Source organism: Paraburkholderia sp. J12 (assembly GCF_905220215.1).
Classification (GTDB): Bacteria; Pseudomonadota; Gammaproteobacteria; order Burkholderiales; family Burkholderiaceae; genus Paraburkholderia.
In genome coordinates this window covers 174351-191461 of sequence record NZ_CAJMZC010000001.1, presented here as the reverse complement: position 1 = coordinate 191461, position 17111 = coordinate 174351, and the positions used below count along the sequence as shown (strand labels likewise).

The window sequence follows — 17111 nt, the reverse complement described above, 5'->3', positions numbered from 1 at the left end:
CCCGAACATGCCGCAGCCGGCGCCAACCCGCCGTTCAGTGCCCTCCCGCAACCGGCTCCGAACCCTGCGCAGCGGCCCGTTCCTGCGCGCGCCGCATGGCGCCGGCAATATCCTCTGCCAGCCGGCGCGTGTCCCAATACACCTGCGCCTGGTACGTGCGATTACCTCGGATGTTGAGGCGATCGACGCCTTGCCACTCGAGCGGCTCGCCCGCAACGCTCGCGTGCGCGCGCCATTCGACCAGCACCGCGTCGTCGGTCGGCGCCCAGCGGATCACCTCGAGCCTGAGATCCGGCAACTGCTGCAAGATCTGCCGAAAATGCTCGACGACGCCTTCGCGATTGGCCGGTACGGTCATGGGCGGAATCAGGTTCTGCGTATCGGGATGCATCAGATCGCGCAACTCGTCTGCAACCGGGCGATGCCATCGCTGTGCGAAGCGGCGCACGACGTCCTGCGCGGCGTGTAGCTGCTCGTCAGTGGGAGGAATGTACTTCGATTCGGGGCGGCTGGAATCCGTCATGGAATGACCTCATCAGGGTTGGTTGAAACCACGAACACGACGACATACACAATGACTTTCACATACATTGTGTATGTATACTACGATGCGTCTGTGAAAAGTCAACCTCTTCTATTCTCATGACTGAAGCCTTCAAGACCCGTCGTGCCGAATATGCCGATGCCACTCGCGAAGCGCTGCTGGACGCCGCGCGGGAACTGTTCACTGCGCAGGGCTATCAGCAGGTCAGTCTCGAGGCGATCGCGCAAAAGGCGCGCGTGACGCGCGGGGCCTTCTACCATCATTTTTCCGGCAAGCCGGAGTTGCTCGATGCGCTGGTCGTCGCGCTGCAGGCCGAGGCCACTGCACGCGTACGCGCCGCTTCGGCGGCCGCGTCGCCATCGCAGCGGGTGGGCGCGGGCATTGCGGCGTTTCTCGACGTCTGTTCTGAACCGGCCTATCGGCACCTCGTGCTGGAAACGGCCGTGGCCGTGCTGGGCGCGGAGCGCTCGCGCGACATCGAGGAAGCGAGCACGTTTGGCCTGCTGACCGCGGCGCTGCAGGCGCAGGCCGAACGCGGCAGCGCGGCGGCGAAGAACGTGCCGCTGGCGGCGCGCATGATCGGCCGTATGGTGTGCGAGTCGGCGCTGCTCATCGATAGCGCGGAAGACGAAAAGGCTTTCAAGGCCGACGTGCAGCGCCTCGTCAAGCGCACCTGGGACGCCGTGACGGCGGGGACTCGGCCGAAAGCGTGACGAAAGGCCGGTTCAAGCTGAATTGCACCGTTTCCGGCGAAATGGCGGGCGTGAGCGCGATACGCCTGCCCGGCACGAACGGCGCAATCTCTGACCAAATCGAGCAAGTCCGTGCAAGCTTGCGCGGGGTCCGGTTCCGTATCCTGACTGCGTAGTGAAGGCGTAGTGCCCTAATCGCGATCCCCTCGAAGATCGCTGCTCGCTCTTGAACCGGAGAACCCGCATGTCCGATCAAACCCTGGCCACCCTCGTGGCAGGCGCATTCGCCACCGCGCTCACCCTCGCTGCCACGACGGCGAGTGCGCAGGAATTCACGGAAGCCCAGAAGAAGATTCAGGCGGAGCACACCGCACTCGTCAAGGCCGGCAAGGTCGAGCCGTGCTTCGGCACGGCACTGAAAGGGCAAAACGATTGCTACGCGGGTGCGGGCACCACCTGCGCCGGCACCAGCACCGTGGATTACCAGGGCAACTCGTTCAAGCTCGTGCCCAAGGGAACCTGCACGACCATTTCCACGCCGAAAGGCCCCGGCAGTCTGACGCCCAAGGCTTGACGCCAACGCTTCATCGCCGGTTCGCGTCCGGACCCTGGCGGCACTCGCCGGGGGCCAGACTGGTGGCGTGCCGCGCATCCGTGGCTGGTCTTTAAAAGGAGGCGACGGCCGGATTCGGCGCCCGCTTCAGCCATGCTGCGGGTTCCCGGCCTTGCACCACCTTCGCAGCACACTTCATGGCACTTGCACTGCTGGTCATGACGGGCCTCATTGAGCTCCGTCGACGTTTCCCTTAAGTCACCCGTCCCGTCCTCTGGACCCCACCGAAGGCCCGGGATCCCTCCCCGGCCGTCCGGCCAACCGCGCTCAAACAGTTGTGCCACACTAGGCGACGTCGCAACACGAACGTCGCCGGGCGAGCTTGCCTCGCGCCGAACGGAGGCATCGATGAACCCCTATCTGGCATCACCCGTCAAGGCTTGGCGCTCGCCATCCTGCGCGGCCGCGCGGGGACGTCGCAATGGCTGAGAGCGATCTGGCGCCGCGCCAGCGGGCACAATGGATTTCCATCGAGGAGATCCTGCATGCGCGGCCACAACAACCCATCGCCACGAGTCGCGGCCGCGGCTGGAATGGCGTGACCGTGGACGTCCATCGTCCCTATTTCGACTGCGCCGAGCGTTACCCGGGACTCGACCATCACCTTGTCTGCTACTGCCCCTCGGGCCACGCCAGGCTCGTTCAAAAGCGGGCCGGGGCCGTTCACAACGGTGTTGTGGTGGCCGGCACGTCGTACATCATGCCCGCGGGCCACGATTCGATCTGGGAAGGCAATTCGGGACACTCCGTGCGGCTGCGCATCCCGCCTTCACTCGTGAACGAGGCGGCGGAACAGCTTGGGGAGCATCGTGTCCCGGTGGAGATCCGCAATGTCTTTCTCGTGCGTGACCCCGTGATCGAGCACCTGGCGCAGGCGCTCCTCACCGAGATGGACCAGAACGTGCATGCCGCACAAATGCTGATCGTCGATTCGATATCGACCGCGCTCGCGGCTCACCTGCTTCGAAGCTATAACGGCTTCGGGGCGGCCGGGTCCGCGCTCGATTGTCCCCTTGGCAAACGCGAAGTGGCGCGCTTGACGGAGTTCATCGAAGAGAATCTCGATCGGCCTATCTGTCTGGAGGATCTGGCCGCCGTCGTGAACGTGAGCCGGTTTCACTTTAGCCGCCTGTTCAAGCGCACGATGGGCGTGACGGCCATCAGCTTCGTGGAGGAGTGCCGTATCCGGCGAGCGCAGACGCTGATCGCCGACACCGACCTGCCGCTCGCCGAAATCGCGTTGATAACGGGGTTTGCCGACCAGAGTCACTTCACGAGGCGGTTTCACCGTCATGTGGGATGCACGCCGGCGGTGTTCGCACGTGAGCAGGGGCGGCGCAGAGGGGCGGCAATGGCCGGAAGCAGGACTTCGGATTAGCTCGGTTCAGACTGCGATAGCACACCGCGCGGCAGCCCCGACGTCACTCAACTATCCGGTGGCCGCGCGGGCACCTTCTGCCATCCACCGGGGCAGCTACGCACATAGGGGTAGTAGCCCTGCGGCGTGTTGCAGTAATACCAGTAGGCCATTTGCGGAGCGTTACCCGGGTCGTACATATCGGTGTTTGCGCCGGCGTCGACCTGTCCTTGCTCGATGTACTGGGCAGGCTGCGACAGATCGGCGGACACATACGGGTAGTACACGCTGGCGTAATAAGACGGCAGGTAGTAGGGGTAGAACGGATAGCCGTAGATGAATCCCGGGCCAAAGTAGAAACCAATGCCCACGGAGCCGTACCCGCCATACCAGCCACGATAGTAGCCGCCGCGATACCAGCCGTAATAACCGCCGTGGTAATAGCCGCCGTGATAGTACCCACCGTGGTACCAGCCGCCGCCATGGTAGCCGCCGTTCCAGTTGCCGCTGCTCCAGCCGCTGCTGTGATTCACACCGGCATAGCCGCCGCCGTAACCGCCGCCATAGCCACCACCGCCATGAAACCAGCCGCCTCGGCCCGCGGTAGCGGCCGTGCTGGCGCACAACGCCATCACGACGAGCGCTAACCGGCACAACTTATGCGTTCTCACAATGCTCACCTCGATAGCTCATCCGCCGCCGTCCACAAGATCGTTGCCGACGCCACTTCGAGCCCGTGCAGCGAAAGCTGGAGACGTACCTCCGGCCCTTGAAGCAAATTCTAGTTCATGGAACGGATTTCACCGGCTGGCCGCGTCGCGGAAAACCGCGAAAAACCGGATCGGTACGACGGAAATCAAGGCGGTAAGGCCGCGCACACGGCCAGAGACGGCGAAGCGGCGTCGTAACGTGCCGTAACCAAAATGCCCGCCGCACCTCTTCCGAGGCGCGGCGGGCACCCATGGCCCGAGGGACCGTTTCAGTTTCAGGATCGAAGCGGATCGAAGAGCGGCGCTTCAGCCCCGCCTCAGAACCCCAACTCCGCTCCGCCCGGGCCACCGGCCGGCACCGCGGGCGCGGCGGCCTTCGGCGATTCGTGCACGGTCGCGTCGGTCGTCAGCAGAAGCCCGGCAACCGAAGCCGCGTTCTGCAGCGCCGTGCGCGTGACCTTGGTTGGGTCGAGCACACCCGATTCGACCAGATCGCCGTATTCGCCGGTCGCCGCGTTATAGCCGAAGTTGCCCGAGCCCTCCGCCACCTTCGCCACCACCACGCTCGCTTCTTCGCCCGCGTTCGCGACGATCTGGCGCAGCGGCTCTTCCAGCGCGCGCAGCACGATCTTGATGCCGGCGTCCTGATCGGCGTTTTTGCCCTTCACGTCGCGAATCGCCTGCTTCACGCGGATGAGCGCCACGCCGCCGCCCGCTACGATGCCCTCTTCCACGGCCGCGCGCGTGGCGTGGAGCGCGTCGTCCACGCGGTCCTTCTTCTCTTTCACTTCGATCTCGGTTGCGCCGCCCACCTTGATCACGGCCACGCCGCCGGCCAGCTTCGCCACCCGCTCCTGGAGCTTCTCGCGGTCGTAGTCGGACGTCGCGTCCTCGATCTGCACGCGAATCTGCTTCACGCGAGCCTCGATGCTCGCCTTGTTGCCGGCGCCGTCGATCACGGTGGTGTTTTCCTTGCCCACCTCGACGCGCTTGGCTTGACCCAGTTCGCTCAGCGTGGCCTTCTCCAGCGTCAGGCCGGTTTCCTCGGCAATGACCTGGCCACCCGTGAGGATGGCGATGTCTTCGAGCAGCGCCTTGCGGCGGTCGCCGAAGCCCGGCGCTTTCACGGCGACGGTCTTGAGGATGCCGCGAATGTTGTTGACGACGAGCGTAGCGAGCGCTTCGCCTTCGACATCCTCGGCGATGATGAGCAGCGGGCGCCCGGCCTTGGCCACCTGCTCGAGCACCGGCAGCAGGTCGCGAATGTTCGACACCTTCTTGTCGTGCAGCAGGATGTACGGGTTGTCGAGCACCGCCACCTGGCGATCCGCGTTGTTCACGAAGTACGGCGAAAGATAGCCGCGATCGAACTGCAGGCCCTCCACCACGTCGAGTTCGTCGGCAAGCGACTTGCCGTCTTCCACCGTGATCACGCCTTCCTTGCCCACGCGATCGATCGCCTCGGCAATGCGCTGGCCAATCGATTCCTCGCCGTTCGCCGAAATCGTCGCGACCTGCGCGATTTCCTTGCTCGTGGTGGTCGGCTTGCTGATCTTCTTGAGCTCCTCCACGGCGGCGAGCACCGCCCGGTCGATGCCGCGCTTGAGGTCGAGCGGGTTCAATCCGGCCGCCACGTACTTCTGCCCTTCCCGCACGATCGCCTGGGCCAGCACCGTGGCGGTGGTCGTGCCGTCGCCGGCCGTGTCGCTCGTCTTCGAGGCGACTTCCTTCACGAGCTGCGCGCCGATGTTCTGCAGCTTGTCGGCCAGTTCGATCTCCTTGGCAACCGAGACGCCGTCCTTGGTCACCACGGGCGCGCCGAAGCTGCGCTCGATCACGACATTGCGGCCCTTGGGCCCGAGCGTGACCTTGACCGCGTCGGCCAGTACGTTCACGCCTTCGATCAGTTTCGCGCGATTTACTTCGCCGAATACGATGTCCTTCGCTGCCATATCGGAATGCTCCTTTAGGCCTTCAAGCCTTTAAACGTTGACGACTGCGACGATGTCTTCTTCGCGCAGCACGAGCAGTTCGGTGTTGTCGACCTTCACGGTCTGGCCGGCGTACTTGCCGAACAGCACACGGTCGCCCACGGCGAGGTCCAGCGCGATGCGCCGGCCCTCGTTGTCGCGCCGGCCCGGGCCGACGGCGAGCACCTCGCCCTGGTCCGGTTTTTCCGCGGCGCTGCCGGGCAGCACGATGCCCGAAGCGGTCTGGGTTTCCTGGTCGAGCCGTTTGACGATCACGCGATCGTGCAAGGGACGAAGACTCATGTACGTTTTCCTCTGCAAAGAATGAACGGGAACGTTGGCACTCGCCGGGAACGAGTGCTGATCGAAGTCCAGTATAAAAATCCCCCGCACGCCGTTCCAATAACGGATACGCACAAGGTTATGAACGATTGCAGGGAAAGCATGCCGCGCCTGCGAGGCAGTCCCGTTCGCGGAAGATCGTTAGCAGAATTCCTTCGTTGGCCGCCCGCGCCCGTGTGTCTAGACTGAGCCCATCTTGTCATAACAAGTCGATCATGCCGGCCTCCAGTCTCGTCGCACTCTCTCCCCAGCCGCTCTACGTGCAGATCAAGGAAACGCTGCGCACGCGCATTCTCGACGGCACCTATGCGCCGCACAGCCAGATGCCTTCCGAACACGAACTGTGCGCGATGTTCGACGTGAGCCGCATCACCGTGCGTCAGGCGCTGGGAGATTTACAGAAGGAAGGACTCCTGTTCAAGCTGCACGGCAAGGGGACCTTCGTTTCGAAGCCGAAAGCGTTCCAGAACGTAACGTCGCTGCAGGGGTTCGCGGAGGCGATGTCGTCGATGGGCTACGAAATCGCCAACCAGTTGCGGCACTTCCGCATGGTCAAGGCCAACCGGCATATCGCCAGCAAGCTCGACGTGCCCGAAGGCGCGAGCGTGGCCGAAATCCATCGCGTGCGCCTGCTCAATCGCGAGCCGGTCTCGCTCGAAATCACCTGGGTACCCGAGGTGCTGGGCAAGCGTCTCGCCAATGCGGATCTGGCCACGCGCGACATCTTCCTGATACTCGAAAACGACTGCGGCGTGCCGCTCGGCCACGCCGACGTCTCGATCGACGCGATCCTGGCCGACGACGACATAGTCGATGCCCTGCGCGTGGAAGAAGGCAGCCCGGTGCTGCGCATCGAGCGTACGACACACGATGCGCACGGCGCACCGGTCGACTACGAATACCTGTACTTTCGCGGCGACGCGTTCCAGTACCGCCTGCGCGTGGACCGCGCGAAGTCGCGCGCTCGCGCGCGCACTCAACCGGGGAGCGCCCGATGAATATCGAAGTACTCGACTACGACATCGTAGTGGTGGGCGGCGGCACGGCCGGCCCGATGGCCGCGATCAAGGCCAAAGAACGCAATCCCGCGCTGAATGTCCTGCTGCTGGAGAAAGCCAACGTCAAGCGCAGCGGCGCGATCTCCATGGGCATGGACGGACTGAACAACGCCGTGATCCCGGGCCACGCCACGCCCGAGCAGTACACGCGCGAGATTACGGTGGCCAACGACGGCATCGTCGATCAGGAGGCGATCTACGCGTATGCCAGCCACAGCTACACGACCATCGAGCAGCTCGACCGCTGGGGCGTGAAGTTCGAAAAGGACGGCAACGGCGACTATGCCGTGAAGAAAGTCCATCACATGGGCGCTTACGTGCTGCCCATGCCCGAAGGCCACGACATCAAGAAGATCCTCTACCGGCAGCTCAAACGCGCGCGCATCGGCATCACTAATCGCGTGGTCACCACGCGTCTGCTCACCGACGCTCAGGGTGCCGTGTGCGGCGTGCTCGGCTTCGATTGCCGCACGGCGCAGTTCGTGGTGGTGCGCGCCAAGGCAGTGATTCTGTGCTGCGGCGCGGCCGGACGGCTGGGCCTGCCCGCCTCGGGCTACCTGATGGGCACCTACGAGAACCCGACGAACGCCGGAGACGGTTACGCAATGGCGTATCACGCGGGTGCGGCCCTCGCCAACCTGGAGTGCTTCCAGATCAATCCGCTCATCAAGGACTACAACGGGCCCGCGTGCGCGTACGTCACGGGACCGCTCGGCGGCTATACGGCCAACGGCAAGGGCGAGCGCTTCATCGAATGCGACTACTGGAGCGGGCAGATGATGTGGGAGTTCTACCGCGAGCTGCAAAGCGGCAACGGTCCCGTCTTTCTCAAGCTCGATCATCTCGCCGAGGAAACGATCCAGACCATCGAAGAGATCCTGCACACGAACGAGCGCCCCAGCCGCGGCCGCTTTCATGCGGGACGCGGCACCGACTACCGCACGCGCATGGTCGAGATGCATATTTCCGAAATCGGTTTTTGCAGCGGCCATAGCGCCTCGGGCGTGTATGTGGATGCCCGCGCGCAGACCACGGTCCCGGGGCTGTACGCCGCGGGCGACATGGCCGCCGTGCCGCACAACTACATGCTCGGCGCGTTCACCTACGGCTGGTTCGCAGGCCAGAACGCAGCCGACTATGTCGCGGGCCGCGAGCATGCGCCGCTCGACCCGGCACAGATCCAGGCGGAGCGCGCGCGCATTTACGCGCCGCTCGAACGCGAGCATGGCCTCGCGCCCGCCCAGGTCGAATACAAGCTGCGCCGTATGGTGAACGATTATCTTCAGCCGCCCAAGGTCACGCGCAAGATGGAGATCGGCCTCGAACGGTTCGAAGCGATTGCGGAAGACATCGGCAACATCAAGGCCAGCAACCCGCACGAACTCATGCGCGCGGCGGAAGTGCGCCACATCCGCGATTGCGCGGAAATGGCCGCGCGGGCCTCGCTTTTTCGCACCGAAAGCCGCTGGGGCCTGTATCACCATCGCGTGGACTACCCCGAGCGCGACGATAACCAGTGGTTCTGCCATACACATCTGCGCAAGGACGCGCAGGGCCGCATGACGAGCGAAAAGCGTCCCGTCGAGCCGTATGTCGTGCCGGTTTCGGGCGACGAAATGGGCGCCTACGCCCGCATGCGCATACGCCGCGAGAGCGCCGACGAGCGCGCGCCCGTGCATGAGGCGGCGCACTGAGACCGCACTGAGGCAACCCGGAGAAAAACATCATGTCCTTCACCCCCCACGAAATTTTCCAGCGCAGCAGCGCGCCGGTCACCATCGACGAAGAGCGCTGCATTGCGGATAAAGGCTGCACGGTCTGCGTGGATGTCTGTCCGCTCGACCTGCTGGCCATCGACACGTCGAAGGGCAAGGCCTATATGCAGTTCGACGAATGCTGGTACTGCATGCCCTGCGAACGCGACTGCCCCACGGGCGCGGTCAAGGTCGAGATTCCCTACCTGCTACGCTAGAGCCGGGCCAGCCTGTCATGACCGATATCTCCGTTTCGTTACCTCGTGCCGTTGCCGACGCATCCCGCGACTGGGCCACGGATTTACCCGTTGAGGCGCAAGCCGCGCTAGCTCGCCTCGCCTCCGACGACGCCACCGTGCGCCGTATTGCGGTGATCGACCTGGGCGACCTCGAAGACCCGGCGCTGTTACCCGTGCTGATTGCAGCACTTCGCCACGATCCTTCTGCCGAGGTGCGCCGCGAAGCGGCTGTCGTGCTTGCCGCTTGGGAACAGGACGACGTCGTAGAAGCACTTTGTTCTGCACTGCTAGATGACGACCCATCGGTGCGCGAAGCCGCGGCCGACGCCCTTTCTCAACTCAAGGAAGGTGCGTGCGCGCCGGTGCTGCGGCGATGGGCGACGCGCCCCGAACCGTTCGTGCGCCGCGCGGTACTGCGCGGGCTGCGCGAATTGCGCGACGCGACCGCGCTCGAGCCGGCGCTGCTGGCGCTAGCCGACCCCGACGCCGAGGTGCGGCTCGAAGCCGTTGCCGTGCTCGGCTGGCTCAAGGAGGCCCGCGCGCTCGCCCCGCTCGCCGCGCTGGCCGCGGAAGACCCGCACGCGGACGTACGCCGCGCGGCGACAGGCGCGCTGGGCTTCGCCTCGTCTGACGATACGCAAGTGGTCACAGCGCTGCTGCATGCACTGCGCGACGCCGACTGGCAGGTGCGCGAAGAAGCGGCCACGACGCTCGGCAAACTGCGCGTGCCGCAAGCGAGCGAGGCGCTCGTCGCCGCGCTCGCGGACGACTACTGGCAGGTACGGCTGCGCGCTGCCCGCGCGCTTGGACGTATCGGCAATCGGGCGGCAACCGGCGCGCTGATCGTGCTTCTCACGCACGCGATCAGCAATCTGCGCAAGGAGGCGGCACTCGCGCTGGGCGAACTAGGATCGGCCGATGCGATCGCGCCGTTGCAGGCCGCACTCGAAGATCGCGACCCCGAAGTGCGCAAGGCCGTGCGCATCGCACTGCAACAGTTGGGACACAATACAGCGTGAACGTTCCCGTCGAGATCCAGAACGCGCCGGGCCGGCTGACGCTCGTGTGGCCCGATGGCACGATTCAGCGGCTTGCTCATGCCGATCTGCGGCGCGCCTGCCCGTGCGCCGGTTGCCGACGCTTGCGCCTGACCGACGCGCCGGTGGAGGTGCCGGCGGATGTCGAAGTCAACGCGGTGGCGTCGATGGGCTACGGCGTGCAGTTGGTCTTCAGCGACGGACACGACCGCGGCATCTTCCCCTGGGCATGGTTCGCAGCCTTCACTGCGCCTCAGGCATAAAAAAGCGACCGGCTAGGCCTTGCAGCCGCCGGTCGCTTTCACCCGACCCGTTCAACCGCGCCGTGCCGCGAGTCGCCGAACGATGGCCACCAGCGCATCCACTTCGTCGCAGGTGTTGTAGAACGCCAGCGACGGGCGTACCGTTGCCTCCAGCCCGAAACGGCGCAGGATAGGTTGTGCGCAGTGATGGCCCGAACGCACGGCAATCCCCTCTTCGCTGAGCGCCCGGCCGACTTCCTCGGTCTGATAACCGCGCAGCACGAACGACAGCACACTCGCCTTATCGTCAGCAGTCCCGATTATACGCACACCCGGCACCGGCGCGAGCACGCTCGTCGCGTAGGCGAGCAGATCGTGCTCGTAGCGCGCGATGTTCTCGATTCCGATGCGGTTCACGTAGTCGAGCGCGGCGCCAAGCCCCACCGCGTCGGCGATATTGCCCGTGCCTGCCTCGAAGCGCGCAGGCGGCGGCTGGAACAGCGTGCGCTCGAACGTGACGTCGGCAATCATGTTGCCGCCGCCCTGCCAGGGCGGCATCGTCTCCAGCACGGCGCGCTTGCCGTACACGACGCCGATGCCCGTCGGCCCATAAATCTTGTGACCCGAGAAGACGAAGAAGTCGGCGTCGAGCGCCTGCACGTCCACACGCATGTGCGAGATCGACTGCGCGCCGTCCACGAGTGCCTTCGCGCCCACGGCATGCGCCATCTGCACGATCTGCGCAACCGGCACCACCGTGCCGAGCGCATTCGACACCTGCGTGACCGCCGCGATCTTCGTGCGCGCATTAAAGAGCTTGCGGCATTCGTCGAGGCGAACCTGCCCGGACTCGTCGACGGGAATCACGCGCAGCGTCGCGCCCTTGCGCGCCGCGAGCTGCTGCCACGGCACGATGTTGGCGTGGTGCTCCAGATGCGAGACGACGATCTCGTCGCCCTCGCCCACGTTCTCCTCGCCCCACGACTTCGCGATCAGGTTGATCGCTTCCGTCGTGCCGCGCACGAACACGATTTCCTCGGGCGAGGCCGCGCCGATGAAGCGCTGCACGGTCTCGCGCGCATGCTCGTAGGCATCCGTCGCCCGACCCGCGAGCGTGTGCGCCGCGCGATGGATATTCGAGTTCTCGTGTTCGTAGAAGTATGCGAGACGCTCGATCACCGCACGCGGCTTGTGCGTCGTCGCCGCGTTGTCGAGCCAGACGAGCGGCTTGCCATTGACGCGTTCCGAGAGGATCGGAAAGTCGCGCCGCACGGCGTTCACGTCGAAGGGCGCCTGCACCGCGGCGAACGGTGCTTCACGCGTGTGCTCCCGCGGGTGCGCGGCGGCGCGTGCCTCGTCCAGCACGTAGTGCGAAGCGGCCGCGCTGCGCTGGCCGTCCTCGCCCATGCCCGGACGCCCCGGACGCTGTAGCGGCAGCAGGTCGCGCAGGTCGTCTTCGGCAGGCAGGCCAAACGCGCGCGGATCGACGACCGTTGCGGGCGCAACATAGGGGGAGCCCGCATGCGCGAGAGCCGGCGAGGCGCTGCGCTGCGCCTCGTCGAGAAAATAGAACTGGCCGGCGGAGCCCGCCGGTCGCGCCGTGGCCGCTCCCAGATCGTTCGCCTGCGGCACGCCAAGGGCTGCGCCGCCCACGCGCGGCTCGAGCGCCGGCAGCACGGATACGGCCTGATCGGGCAAGCCATTCTGCGCAGCCGCATGCGGCGCCAGCGCGGGCGCGCGGTTGCCGAGCGAAAGCACGTGCGTAGGTGCGCCCGGCAGCAGGTTGGCGCCGGGCACGTAACCCTGCGGCAGCGAAAGACCCGGCACGCCGGTGCCCGTGCCGCCCGGCCCTGCCAGCGGCGAGCCCGCCGGCGCCGGATTGCTCGCCGAGGCGAGAACCGGCGCGGCAGCCGGCAACGCCGAGGCCACGCCTCCCACCGCGCCGCTGCCCGCCGAAAGTCCAGGCGCTCCGGCCCCGCCGGGCGGCGCGCCGAAGAACTCGTTGGCCAGCCGCGCGAGCTGTGCGGGATCGGGCAGACCGGCCGGTAAGGAGGGCAACGGAGGCGCGGCGGCCGCGCCCGGAAGATTACCGGTAGGTGTCTGCATAGTCATGGTACTTGCCGATTTCCACGTCATCGAGGACCGCGAGCGCGTCCGGCGAATGGACGGCAAGCGAGCAATACAGCGAGATCAGATACGACGCGATCGCCTGATTGTTGATACCCATGAAGCGCACCGACAGCCCCGGACCCTGCTCGCCCGCCACGCCCGGCTGGTAGAGGCCCACTACGCCCTGGCGCTTGTCGCCCACGCGCAGGAGCAGGAACTTGGTCTTGCCGTCCGCCACGGGCACCTTGTCCGAGGGAATCAGCGGAATGCCGCGCCACGTGATGAATTGCGAGCCGAACAGGCTGACCGTGGGCGGCGGCACGCCCCGGCGCGTGCATTCGCGCGCGAACGCGGCGATGCCGAGCGGATGCGAGAGGAAAAACGCCGGCTCCTTCCAGACCTTGGTAAGCAGTTCGTCGAGATCGTCGGGCGTGGGCGCACCCGTGAGCGGGAAAATGCGCTGTTCTTCCTCGACGTTGGCGAGCAGGCCGTAGTCGGGATTGTTGATGAGCTGGCTTTCCTGCAGCTCCTTGATCGTCTCGATCGTGAGGCGCAGCTGTTCCTTGATCTGATCGTGCGGGCTGCTGTACAGGTCCGAAATACGCGTGTGCACGTCGAGCACCGTGCTGACCGCGTTCAGGAAATACTCGCGCGGCTGCTCCTCGTAAGGCACGAAGGTGGTAGGCAAGGTCCCTTCGTCTTCGCGCGCCGTGCAGGTCGCGCGCACGGCTTCGGGGTCCTTCACGCGATTGAGCCGGTAAATGCCCGCTTCGACAGGCACCCACTGCAACAGATGCGTGAGCCAGCGCGGCGTGATCGTGGAAAGCTGCGGGACGGTCTTGGTGGCGTTCGCCAACTGACGCGCGGCGTTATCGCCGAGCGCCGTCTGGCTGCCCGAATTCGTGGACATGGATGAAGGGCTCCGGTGGCTTAGAACAAAAACAGCATTGCTTATGACGAGAAGTGATTATCGGAATCCGTCTTGCTTGCCTCAACCGGCTATAGGCATCAAGGCGCATCTCGCCGCCGACCCTTGCGGGCGTGGGCTGGACAAGCAAAACGGAAAGATCAGGAATGCGCCGGCGCCGGGTGGTACGCGAGCGTGCCGGCCGGCAGCGTGATGGCCCCGGCCAGCAGGTCGGGCAGGCTGACGCCGAGCGCGCGCGCCAGCTTCTCGACCGTGACGATGGAGGCAATGACGGTGCCTCGCTCGATCTCGCCCACGTAGGTACGGTTCAGGCCCGCGTGCTCCGCGAGCCGCTCCTGCGACCAGCCGTGCGACTCCCGCAGCCGGCGCACGTTCGCGCCGAACTCCCGCACGATCGCGCTCATGGCGGCACGCTCGCAGCGGCGCTGGCGAGCGGCCGGGCCGGTTGCGGCGTACGCGTGTCGTGGCGCGAGATCGCCTGGGTGACATGCGCGCCGGGCGGCACGCTCCCGGTGAGCCAGACGTTGCCGCCGATCACGGCGCCGCGCCCGAGCGTCACGCGCCCGAGTATGGTGGCGCCCGCGTAGATCACTACGTCGTCCTCGACGATCGGATGGCGTGGCAGTCCCTTTTCGAGCTTGCCGGCCGCATCGCGCGGAAAGCGCTTCGCGCCGAGCGTCACGGCCTGATAGACGCGCACGCGCTCGCCGATCACAGCGGTTTCGCCGATCACGACACCGGTGCCGTGGTCGATGAAAAACGCACCGCCAATCTGCGCGCCCGGATGAATATCGATGCCGGTAGCCGCATGGGCGAGCTCCGAGATGATCCGTGCGAGCAGCGGCAGCCCCAGCCGGTAGAGTTCGTGACCCAGCCGATGGTGGATCATTGCGAGCACGCCGGGATAGCACAGCAGGACTTCGTCCACGCTGCCCGCAGCCGGATCGCCGTCGAATGCGGCGAGCACGTCGCTATCGAGGAGCGACCGGATGGCCGGCAGGCGCCGGGCGAACTCGTGCACCGCCGCGGCGGCCCGCTCGTCGATCTCGAGCGGATCCGGCTCCGCGCGGCGCGCCTTGTAGCGCAACTCCAGTCGCGCTTGCGTGAGCAAGGCATGCAACGCGGCATCGAGCGCGTGGCCGACGTAGAAGTTTTCGCTTTCCTGACGCAGATCCGGCGGCCCGAGCCGCATGGGAAAGAGCACCCCTTTGAGCGTTTCGACGATCGACGCCAGCGCTTCGCGCGCCGGCAGATCGCGACCGCCCGGTTCGAGCGAGCGACGCTGCACCTCGCGCCACTGCTGGCGCACCGTCTGCAACGCATCGACGATTTCCGTTACCTGAAATACCGTCACGCCAAGGCACTCCTTGTGTTGTTGCGCGCGGCCGGGCCGCGCTGTTTCGTGCGGCGTCTAATCCTGGATCCAGGGCAGACCATGAAAGCGCCAGCCGTTCTGCGCACCGCGCTGACCGGCTTCGTTGAGTTCGCCTTCAAAGCCCTCGCTCACGTTGAAGACATGCGTGAAGCCCGCCTTCGTCGCGGCCTCGGCGGCCTGGGCCGAGCGGTTGCCGCTGCGGCACAGCAGCACCAGCACGGCGTCCTTGCCGGTTTTCGCTTCCAGCTCGCGCACGAAGCGCGGGTTGCGCGTGAAGCTCGTCCCGGTCGCCCAGGCTACGTGCAGCGTGTCGGGCACGTGCCCCACGAAGCGGCGCTCCTCCGCCGTGCGCACATCGACCAGCACGGCATCGCCGGCGCGATGAAGCGCCCACGCCTGCTGCGGCGTCACGCTGCCCGCGTAGGGCAAGCCCGCTGTCTGCGCGGCTTCGTGGGCCGCTTCGAGATCCGCGTGAAGCGGCTTTTCCAGTGTTTCGACTGCCATAAGCGCCTCCTTGTGTGCGGGACGGACGCCTCCTTGTGCGTTGCCGCCCATTGCCGTCTGAGGATGTCCGGTCGTGTCCGGTGGTGTCTATAGACGGCAGGAGTCCACTATGCGATTGAGACGCCGGCAGACCAACCAATAAAAACTGCTATGCAAATGAGCGGAGAACTGCGAAGAAAACGCGGTAAAGCAGCGAAATGATCTGAGGATTGAATGGCGGGGTGATCGGGAGAATCGAAGCGCGCTATTTATTACGTTATACGAATCGATTGTTTGTCGTTCGCGGCCCGGGCCGATACGATCGATCGGTCTTCTCTTGAGACACTCTGAATTGGGTTAGCCCCGGCGCAGGCATGCGTCGGGGCATTTTTTTGGCTCTCGCCCGAACCGGGCGGCGCATGGGGCCGCCCTTGACTCACGCGGTTTGCCAGCGCGCATCGGTCACGACGAGCTTCTTCGGAATCAGCTTGATGTCGTAAAGCGTGTCGGCAATCTGCTGCTGATAGGCAAAGCGTTCTGCGTCCACGGGCAGCACGCCGTAGCCCATGCGCCCCAGCGCGAGTTCGAGCGTGCCCGTGTCGAGCCCGGTGAGCGGCGCGAGCTGTGCGGCCACGGCCGGCACGTTGTGCTCGGCCCAACCGTCGAGCTGCTGCAGTTCGCCGAGCACGGCATGCACCACATCGGCATGGTCGGCCGCGAACGAACGGCGCGCCACATAATATTCGACATTGCGCACGATGCCTTCACCGTTCGTGAGCACGCGCGCACCGAGCTGACGCTCAGCGGCAGCGAGGTACGGATCCCAGATCGACCAGGCGTCGACGCTGCCGTTGGCAAACGCGGCACGCGCATCGGCCGGCACCAGGTACGCGGGCTGGATCTCGTTGTAGGCGACCTTGCCGTGCTCCAGCGCCTTGACGAGCAGATAGTTCGCGTTCGAGCCCCGGGTGACGGCCACCTTCTTGCCGCGCAGATCGGCAATCGAGCGCACCGGCGAGTCCTTGGGCACGATGAGCGCCTCGCCGCGCGGCGCGTCCGGCTCCGCGGCGATATAGACGAAGTCCACGCCGCCCGCCTGCGCGAATACCGGCGGCGTTTCGCCCACCACGCCGATATCCACTGCGCCCGCGTTCACGCCTTCGAGCAGTTGCGGGCCTGCCGGAAACTCGAGCCATTGCACCGAAAAACCCAGCGGGGCGAGACGCTTTTCGAGTGTTCCGCGCGCCTTGAGAACGATGAAATTGCCGTATTTCTGGTACCCGATGCGCAGCACCTTGCCGGTTTCCGCCTGCGCGGCGCGGCTCGCGCCGAGCGCTACGCCGAGGGCGCCGAAGCTGCGCAAGGCAGTGCCGGCGCCAAGGCCCGCGGCGATCTTGAGGAGTGAGCGGCGGCTCTCACGCGCGCCACTGGGCTTCGATTCGGAGTGAGACATAGGGCAGATGTCCTGACAAGTTGCGAAAGCGCTGCGCCTGCGCAAGCGTGACTGCTATAACGCCCGCTTCGACGCCTGAGTGAGTGCGCATCATGCGCAATGGCTCAGGCCCCGTCAAAGAATCGTTTCTGCTATCGATCGCGGCAGCGTGCATATGGGCATGCCGCATGCGCGCTGGCACACCGGCAGCGCCCTCGCACACGCG

18 protein-coding genes are annotated in these 17111 nt (G+C 65.7%); 8 read left to right on the top strand and 10 right to left on the bottom strand.

Translation table 11 applies throughout. From position 1 onward, the window contains the following. Nucleotides 1-34: 34 nt before the first annotated feature. The gene (locus U5760_RS00870; RefSeq protein ID WP_322008940.1) at nucleotides 35-523 is read right to left on the bottom strand and encodes a nuclear transport factor 2 family protein; all 489 of its coding nucleotides are present in this window, start codon (nucleotides 521-523) and stop codon (nucleotides 35-37) included. Nucleotides 524-642: 119 nt separating this feature from the next. Between U5760_RS00870 and U5760_RS00865 the strand changes: the two genes are divergently transcribed. The 3 genes from U5760_RS00865 to U5760_RS00855 all read left to right on the top strand — a co-directional run bounded on the left by U5760_RS00865 (nucleotide 643) and on the right by U5760_RS00855 (nucleotide 3227). After that, complete coding sequence (locus U5760_RS00865) at nucleotides 643-1257, top strand: helix-turn-helix domain-containing protein (RefSeq protein WP_322008938.1); 615 nt, start codon at nucleotides 643-645, stop codon at nucleotides 1255-1257. A 223-nt stretch (nucleotides 1258-1480) separates the two neighbouring features. Next, a complete protein-coding gene (locus tag U5760_RS00860; RefSeq protein WP_322008935.1) occupies nucleotides 1481-1810 on the top strand; it encodes a DUF2282 domain-containing protein in 330 nt (109 codons plus the stop codon). Between the two features lie 460 nt (nucleotides 1811-2270). Continuing rightward, nucleotides 2271-3227, top strand: coding sequence for an AraC family transcriptional regulator (locus tag U5760_RS00855; RefSeq protein ID WP_322008934.1), 957 nt, complete (start codon nucleotides 2271-2273; stop codon nucleotides 3225-3227). A 47-nt stretch (nucleotides 3228-3274) separates the two neighbouring features. Here the strand turns inward: U5760_RS00855 and U5760_RS00850 are convergent, their stop codons facing one another. The 3 genes from U5760_RS00850 to U5760_RS00840 all read right to left on the bottom strand — a co-directional run bounded on the left by U5760_RS00850 (nucleotide 3275) and on the right by U5760_RS00840 (nucleotide 6189). Further along, a complete protein-coding gene (locus tag U5760_RS00850; RefSeq protein WP_322008932.1) occupies nucleotides 3275-3877 on the bottom strand; it encodes a hypothetical protein in 603 nt (200 codons plus the stop codon). Nucleotides 3878-4233: 356 nt separating this feature from the next. Then, complete coding sequence (gene groL / locus U5760_RS00845) at nucleotides 4234-5868, bottom strand: chaperonin GroEL (RefSeq protein WP_322008930.1); 1635 nt, start codon at nucleotides 5866-5868, stop codon at nucleotides 4234-4236. 30 nt (nucleotides 5869-5898) lie between these two features. After that, nucleotides 5899-6189 (bottom strand): co-chaperone GroES, encoded by a 291-nt coding sequence (locus U5760_RS00840; RefSeq protein ID WP_322008927.1) that lies wholly within the window; start codon nucleotides 6187-6189, stop codon nucleotides 5899-5901. A 254-nt stretch (nucleotides 6190-6443) separates the two neighbouring features. Between U5760_RS00840 and U5760_RS00835 the strand changes: the two genes are divergently transcribed. Genes U5760_RS00835 through U5760_RS00815 form a run of 5 tightly spaced genes read left to right on the top strand, consistent with a single transcriptional unit; the run spans nucleotide 6444 to nucleotide 10579 of the window. Then, on the top strand, nucleotides 6444-7226 hold the full coding sequence (locus U5760_RS00835; protein ID WP_322008926.1) for a GntR family transcriptional regulator: 783 nt from the start codon (nucleotides 6444-6446) through the stop codon (nucleotides 7224-7226). After that, on the top strand, nucleotides 7223-8980 hold the full coding sequence (locus U5760_RS00830) for a fumarate reductase/succinate dehydrogenase flavoprotein subunit (RefSeq protein ID WP_322008924.1): 1758 nt from the start codon (nucleotides 7223-7225) through the stop codon (nucleotides 8978-8980). Before U5760_RS00835 ends, U5760_RS00830 begins: the two co-directional genes overlap by 4 nt. A gap of 32 nt (nucleotides 8981-9012) precedes the next feature. Then, a complete protein-coding gene (locus U5760_RS00825; protein WP_028225101.1) occupies nucleotides 9013-9258 on the top strand; it encodes a ferredoxin family protein in 246 nt (81 codons plus the stop codon). A 17-nt stretch (nucleotides 9259-9275) separates the two neighbouring features. Then, complete coding sequence (locus U5760_RS00820) at nucleotides 9276-10298, top strand: HEAT repeat domain-containing protein (protein ID WP_322008922.1); 1023 nt, start codon at nucleotides 9276-9278, stop codon at nucleotides 10296-10298. Further along, a complete protein-coding gene (locus U5760_RS00815) occupies nucleotides 10295-10579 on the top strand; it encodes a DUF971 domain-containing protein (RefSeq protein ID WP_322008920.1) in 285 nt (94 codons plus the stop codon). Before U5760_RS00820 ends, U5760_RS00815 begins: the two co-directional genes overlap by 4 nt. Nucleotides 10580-10630: 51 nt before the next feature. Here U5760_RS00815 and U5760_RS00810 read toward each other — a convergent pair whose 3' ends face one another. From U5760_RS00810 to U5760_RS00785, 6 genes are all read right to left on the bottom strand, one after another. Then, on the bottom strand, nucleotides 10631-12670 hold the full coding sequence (locus U5760_RS00810; protein WP_322008919.1) for a family 2A encapsulin nanocompartment cargo protein cysteine desulfurase: 2040 nt from the start codon (nucleotides 12668-12670) through the stop codon (nucleotides 10631-10633). Then, nucleotides 12645-13577, bottom strand: coding sequence for a family 2A encapsulin nanocompartment shell protein (locus U5760_RS00805; protein ID WP_322008918.1), 933 nt, complete (start codon nucleotides 13575-13577; stop codon nucleotides 12645-12647). The genes U5760_RS00810 and U5760_RS00805 overlap by 26 nt, the downstream gene beginning before the upstream one ends. Nucleotides 13578-13735: 158 nt before the next feature. Beyond that, a complete protein-coding gene (locus U5760_RS00800) occupies nucleotides 13736-13999 on the bottom strand; it encodes a helix-turn-helix transcriptional regulator (RefSeq protein ID WP_322008916.1) in 264 nt (87 codons plus the stop codon). Continuing rightward, a complete protein-coding gene (epsC, locus tag U5760_RS00795) occupies nucleotides 13996-14949 on the bottom strand; it encodes a serine O-acetyltransferase EpsC (protein WP_322008914.1) in 954 nt (317 codons plus the stop codon). The genes U5760_RS00800 and epsC overlap by 4 nt, the downstream gene beginning before the upstream one ends. A 57-nt stretch (nucleotides 14950-15006) precedes the next feature. Beyond that, on the bottom strand, nucleotides 15007-15474 hold the full coding sequence (locus U5760_RS00790) for a rhodanese-like domain-containing protein (RefSeq protein ID WP_322008912.1): 468 nt from the start codon (nucleotides 15472-15474) through the stop codon (nucleotides 15007-15009). Between the two features lie 415 nt (nucleotides 15475-15889). Then, the gene (locus U5760_RS00785; protein ID WP_322008910.1) at nucleotides 15890-16906 is read right to left on the bottom strand and encodes a sulfonate ABC transporter substrate-binding protein; all 1017 of its coding nucleotides are present in this window, start codon (nucleotides 16904-16906) and stop codon (nucleotides 15890-15892) included. Nucleotides 16907-17111 lie beyond the last annotated feature (205 nt).